We start from the raw sequence: 5,407 nt of genomic DNA on the forward strand, positions 1-5,407 counted from the left end.
GCTCTTAATCAAGCGTTTTAGAATAAAAAAAACGCCGATATTTTAGTACATAGTAAATAGCCAACCACCATGGGGCTTCTTTTGCCTTTTTTTTCATTTGGTAAATTTCTTAAACATTTATAGTTGCAATTTAAGAGCCCGTAAAGGGTGTCATTCCAGTGCCCCTGTGATGTATTCCAGTGCTTGACACTGGAATACAGTTTTCCATATAATCTCATCGAAAATGTTGTAACCACTTTCCATGCTAGTTTGCTTGTTCACAAGCAAACTTTTCTGGATCCCAGTGTCTGGGCACTGGGATGACAAGAGAAGGTACTAGCCTGACACCCTGACAACCGTCATCCCGCTGCTTGTTAGCGGGATCTATGCTAATGCCCTTTTATTCTTTCAATTATGTTATTTCCATTTAAATCTGTCTGTTCCGCAACTTCAGTGAATACAGTTGAATACTCCCTAAAACTGATCGTCATAACTTTACCCTACTTTGAATAATATTTTGATCATTACATATTGTAACCAAAAAAAATCAACTCATTTCTTCTAACGGCTCTATATTAAAGATAGAAAGTCCAGAAGCAATGACGTGTGCTAAGGCTTGGACAAGTTGCAGCGGTGAGATCTTTCTTATATTTTTAATTGTGTAATCTTCTGTGTTTGTAAATGTTTTTTCTATACCCCACTGCAGTAATAAGTACTTTACGTTCTGAATGATTTATGATGTAAATTATACGGTAGTTGCTAACCCTTATCCTATATTGCCCTCTAAAGCTATGACATAAAGGCTTTCCTAGATTAAAAGGATCAACTGTAAGGCGTTTCTTTATGGCCTCCTGAACCATTAATTTAATCTTTGCCGGAAGAGCTAGAATTTCTTTTTCAATAACATTTTTTAAGAATTTTATAGTGTAAGTTTTATTTCCAGATGTTTTCATCATCCTCTACTTCTTCTTCACCTTCAGAGAGGCGATCGTCAGCTATTTTGGATAGCTCTACATCTTCTTCGAACTCTTCTTCCACTAAATCTACTAAAACTTCAGGAATAGTTTTATTTTGAGTCTCTGCCATTTCTGTAAGATACTGAGCCAATTTACTGTCAAAACTTACATTAACATTGAGCTTTTTTTGACTGTGAGCCATATATTAACCAGAAAATACTACTATAAACTATAACATTTTTACTTAATTTTGTCAACTTCTCTATTCGTTGAAAAAACAATCTTGCATAAAAAAATCAACTCATCTCTTCCAAAGGCTCTATATTGAAGATAGAAAGTCCAGAAGCGATGACGTGTGCTAAGGCCTGCACGAGAAACATTCTTGCAGCGGTGAGGTTTAAGTTGTCTTCCAGTATGAAACGCATGTTTAAATCACTCTTGCCATACCCCCATAAAACGTGAAACGCTTCTGCAACTTCAAGTAAGTAGAAAGTAATTCTGTGTGGCTCACAAAGCCTTGCTGCAATTTCTACCACATCTGGCCACTTTGCTAAGGTTTTTATGAGGAAGAGCTCTCCACCTGTCCTTAAAAGTGAAGGATCTGCTGTTGGGAGCTCTTTTGGAGCATTACGCATTAACGAATGAGCACGAGCATGCGCATATTGCACGTAAAAAATAGGGTTGTCTTTTGACTGTTCTTTAACTTTAGCAAAATCAAAGTCCAAGACCATATCATTCTTGCGTGTTAGCATTATAAAACGAGTTATGTCCCTGCCAACTTCTTCCACTACATCTCTTGCTGTTAGGAAGTTTCCTGATCTTTTGGACATCTTAACAGGTTTGCCGTTCTCGAAAAAATTCACAATATTATGCAGTTTTACCTCTATTTTTGCTTGATCATCACTGAGCGCAGAGACGACTGCTTTGAGTCTTTTGACATAACCGCCGTGGTCACTACCAAGCTCTACGATCATATTGTTAAAACCACGCGATATCTTATCAAAATGGTAAGCGATATCCGAGGCAAAATAAGTCCAACTGCCGTCCTCTTTCTTCAATGCACGGTCAACGTCATCACCAAATTTTGTAGAGCGAAATAGCATCTCTTTTCTGGAAGTCCAATTTTCGCTTTCTTTGCCTTTTGGTTTCTCCAGGTACCCTTCATACACTAGACCCTTGTCAGACAATATCTTTATACTCTCTTCAATTTTGCCACTTTTTTGTAGCTCATACTCTGAAGTAAAAACATCATGATTTACTCCAAGTAAGTTCATGTCTTCCTTTATGATTTCTAAGATAGAACTTAAAGTATAGTCTCTAATCACTTGATTATCTTGCTTTTCTAGAAGCTCTGCGCCATATTTTTTGGCCAGCCCAGTCCCTATTGGTTTTAAATATTCACCTGGGTATAAACCTTTTTCGATGCTGATTTTTTCTCCCAGAGCTTCCTTATACCGCAAATATACTGACCGAATTAGCGTATCTATCTGCGCTCCAGCATCATTAATATAGTATTCCTTAGTAACTTTATAACCAACTTTTTTCAATAAATTTGCCAGAACGTCACCAAATACTGCCCCTCTTGCATGACCAATATGCAGTGGACCAGTTGGATTTGCAGATACAAATTCAACATTAATGGCCTGATTGTTCCCTATATCTAGGGTGCCAAACTCTGTTTTTAGCTCATTTATTTGTTTTAAAATTCCATGCCACACTTCTATTTTTAAGTGCATGTTGATGAAACCAGAGCCTGCTATTTCCACTTTTGCAACTTCATCAAAAAGTTCAAATTCTTTGGCTAAAACCTCTGCAATTTCAATGGGATTCTTCTTTTCATGCTTTGCAAGCACCATAGCAACATTTGTGTAAATGTCTCCATGGACTCTATTGCTTGGAGGCTCTATGATAAAGTTTGCTGCACTTGTGCTTATAACACCCCTTTGTTTCAACTCATTCAATTTACTAAAGATTAGAGAGGAAATCTGCTTAAAAATGTTCATTCACTATATTGCTATAAAATCTATAGCAGTATAGTGAATAAGTGGGACTAGTTGAAGGTTTATCTTAACTATTTTATCTTCCTGGATCAGAGTTTATATTAAGTCGTTGCCGTAACCATGGTAAGAGAAAGCCATACCTTCGCTGTAACCATCATTACCAGCATCAGGCTCTTCAACATCATCAGTTACTACCTGATCTTCAGTTGTGATTTTATCCTTGATCGTCTCGTCTACACCCTCATCACTATAAGAAAATTTGTTAGTATATGAATAGCGATTATTGATTTTATCACTATAGTTATGTTTTAACATAGAGACCTCCTATACAGTCAAAATTGGAATTACATTAAGATAGAACAAGCTATGAATATAACGTGAATGCAAGAAACTACAGATCACGAAATTTCCGGATAACTATGGAACCATTATAAAATAATAAAATTAAAAATTTAATAATTTTAATTATAAATCTAGCATATCAACTAACGGTATGATTTAAATTTTCTTTCAATTCCACTGTATCTTCGCCAGTTTTGCATACAGCCCGTCTTTACTCATTAGAAAGTCATGAGTTCCTACTTCTTCTACTTTTCCATGATTAATTACTATAATCTTGTCAGTCTTGAGTGCGGTTGATAGCCTGTGTGTAATTACGATTGTTGTTCTGTTTTGCATTAACTTGCTCAATGCTTTTTGCACGAGGTTCTCACTTTTGTAATCAAGGGCAGAGGTTGCTTCATCCAGTATTAAAACCTGAGGATTGTTGAGTATGGCCCTTGCTATTACAATACGTTGTTTTTGTCCTTCAGAAAGTTTTAATCCTCTTTTTCCTACAAATGTATCAAATTTATCAGGCAGCTTATCAATAAATTCCATCGCATAAGCGCTGATGGCTGCTTGCTTCACTTCCTCATATTCGGCACCTGGTTTGCCATATAGTATATTTTCCATTATTGAGCAAGAAAATATCATGTGATCTTGTGGCACTAAGCCAAACAACGATCTGAGGTCATTTAGCGCAATTGACTTAATATTGTGCCCATCGATAGTAATGCTACCTTTGTTTGGATCATGAAAACGGAGCAGAAGCTTTAAAATGGTGCTTTTACCACTGCCAGATGGTCCAACAATTGATACTGCTTGACCTGCCTCTATAGAAAATGATACGTTATCTAATGCTGGCTTATCAGCATAAAAAAATGTTACACCATTAAACGAAATTCCTTTTTGAACACTATAAATTTTTATAGGATCATCGGCATCTACTATAGAGCTTTTCATATTTTTAAATTCAAATAAACGCTCTACTATTCCAAGACCTCGTTGTAAATCACTGATATTATCGCTCAAATTATTTATAGCTCCTGCCGCAAGCGCTGAATAAAACACAAATGAGGAGAGTTCTCCAATAGTTATATTATTGCTTAAGACTTCTTTAATACCAAAAAAGAGCAAAACAACTAGTGAACCTATCACACACGTGATAACTAGAGTTACTAGAATAGCACGCAAGAGTACTAATTTTACGTATGATTTTGATACTGAGTTTAAATACTCCTTAAAACGGGTTTTTTCATTTTCTTCGAGTACAAACGATTTGATAGTCACTATAGATCTAAAATTTTCCTCACTAAATGACGCAAGCTCACTTAATTTATCCTGGGCAAAGCGTGCATAGCTACGCACTTTTTTTCCAAGTGAGGTCATGATAATGAGTAGTATAGGTATTATTGCGGCTGCATACGCAGTTAGTTGTATATTTGTATATAATAACATAGCAACACTGCCAATCAGAATCACAAAATTTCGTAATATGGTTAGTAAGCTGCTGTTTATTATTGATTGCAGCACAGAGGTATCAGTAATTAACGCTGAGATAACATCTTGTACGCCTGTGTTCTCAAAGAAACTTGGTTGCAAGTTAGTGATACTGCTATATAAGTCATATCTGATTCTTGCGATAACTTTCTCGCTGCCAATGCCAATGAAATATAACCGAGTAAATGCAGTGAGAGAAATGGCTAAAACTATAAGTATTGCAACTAATAGTTTGGTAGTAAAATCGTGCTCTGTGCCAGAATCAATTATATTGCTTAAGCCTCTGCCAAAGAGGAGGATCGTTAAGGCTGAAAATAAAACTGCAATAAAAGCTATGACAAAATAGGATAGATTAGGCTTTATATAGTAAAATAACTGCCTAATATTAGATCGCATCTTATTTTAAAGTTTCTAAAGTTAAGTATATAGATTTTAGTTTCAGGGAAAAGGGGAAAGGTGTAGTATGAAGCAATTTAGGTTCTGCAGCTGTTGTGATTTTAGTCCACCAAGAAAGGGTAGTAGCTCCCAGAAACAAAAAACTTACTTGACAAACTCCGCCAGCCCCCTTATCACAAAATTGAAGCTATTGTATTTGCTTTCGCCAATCTGCAGATTAAAAGGTAAGGATTACTTAATGTATCGGCGTCTTAT

The 5,407-nt window shown here is 36.0% G+C and carries 6 protein-coding genes; all 6 read right to left on the minus strand.

The features are described from left to right. Positions 1 to 150: 150 nt before the first annotated feature. Positions 151 to 306, minus strand: coding sequence for a hypothetical protein (locus OZD62_RS04565; protein WP_167513690.1), 156 nt, complete (start codon positions 304 to 306; stop codon positions 151 to 153). A gap of 326 nt (positions 307 to 632) precedes the next feature. Then, positions 633 to 932, minus strand: a complete 300-nt coding sequence (locus tag OZD62_RS04570; protein WP_275019527.1) for a type II toxin-antitoxin system RelE family toxin — start codon at positions 930 to 932, stop codon at positions 633 to 635. Further along, the gene (locus tag OZD62_RS04575) at positions 913 to 1,137 is read right to left on the minus strand and encodes a hypothetical protein (RefSeq protein ID WP_010962565.1); all 225 of its coding nucleotides are present in this window, start codon (positions 1,135 to 1,137) and stop codon (positions 913 to 915) included. The genes OZD62_RS04570 and OZD62_RS04575 overlap by 20 nt, the downstream gene beginning before the upstream one ends. Before the next feature lie 94 nt (positions 1,138 to 1,231). Further along, a complete protein-coding gene (argS, locus tag OZD62_RS04580) occupies positions 1,232 to 2,938 on the minus strand; it encodes an arginine--tRNA ligase (protein WP_010962564.1) in 1,707 nt (568 codons plus the stop codon). 93 nt (positions 2,939 to 3,031) lie between these two features. Further along, complete coding sequence (locus OZD62_RS04585) at positions 3,032 to 3,250, minus strand: hypothetical protein (protein WP_010962563.1); 219 nt, start codon at positions 3,248 to 3,250, stop codon at positions 3,032 to 3,034. Between the two features lie 195 nt (positions 3,251 to 3,445). Further along, positions 3,446 to 5,152: an ABC transporter ATP-binding protein gene (locus OZD62_RS04590; protein ID WP_010962562.1), complete on the minus strand. Its 1,707-nt coding sequence runs from the start codon at positions 5,150 to 5,152 to the stop codon at positions 3,446 to 3,448. Positions 5,153 to 5,407 lie beyond the last annotated feature (255 nt).

Source organism: Wolbachia endosymbiont of Drosophila seguyi, assembly GCF_028981765.1.
Lineage (GTDB): Bacteria > Pseudomonadota > Alphaproteobacteria > Rickettsiales > Anaplasmataceae > Wolbachia > Wolbachia pipientis.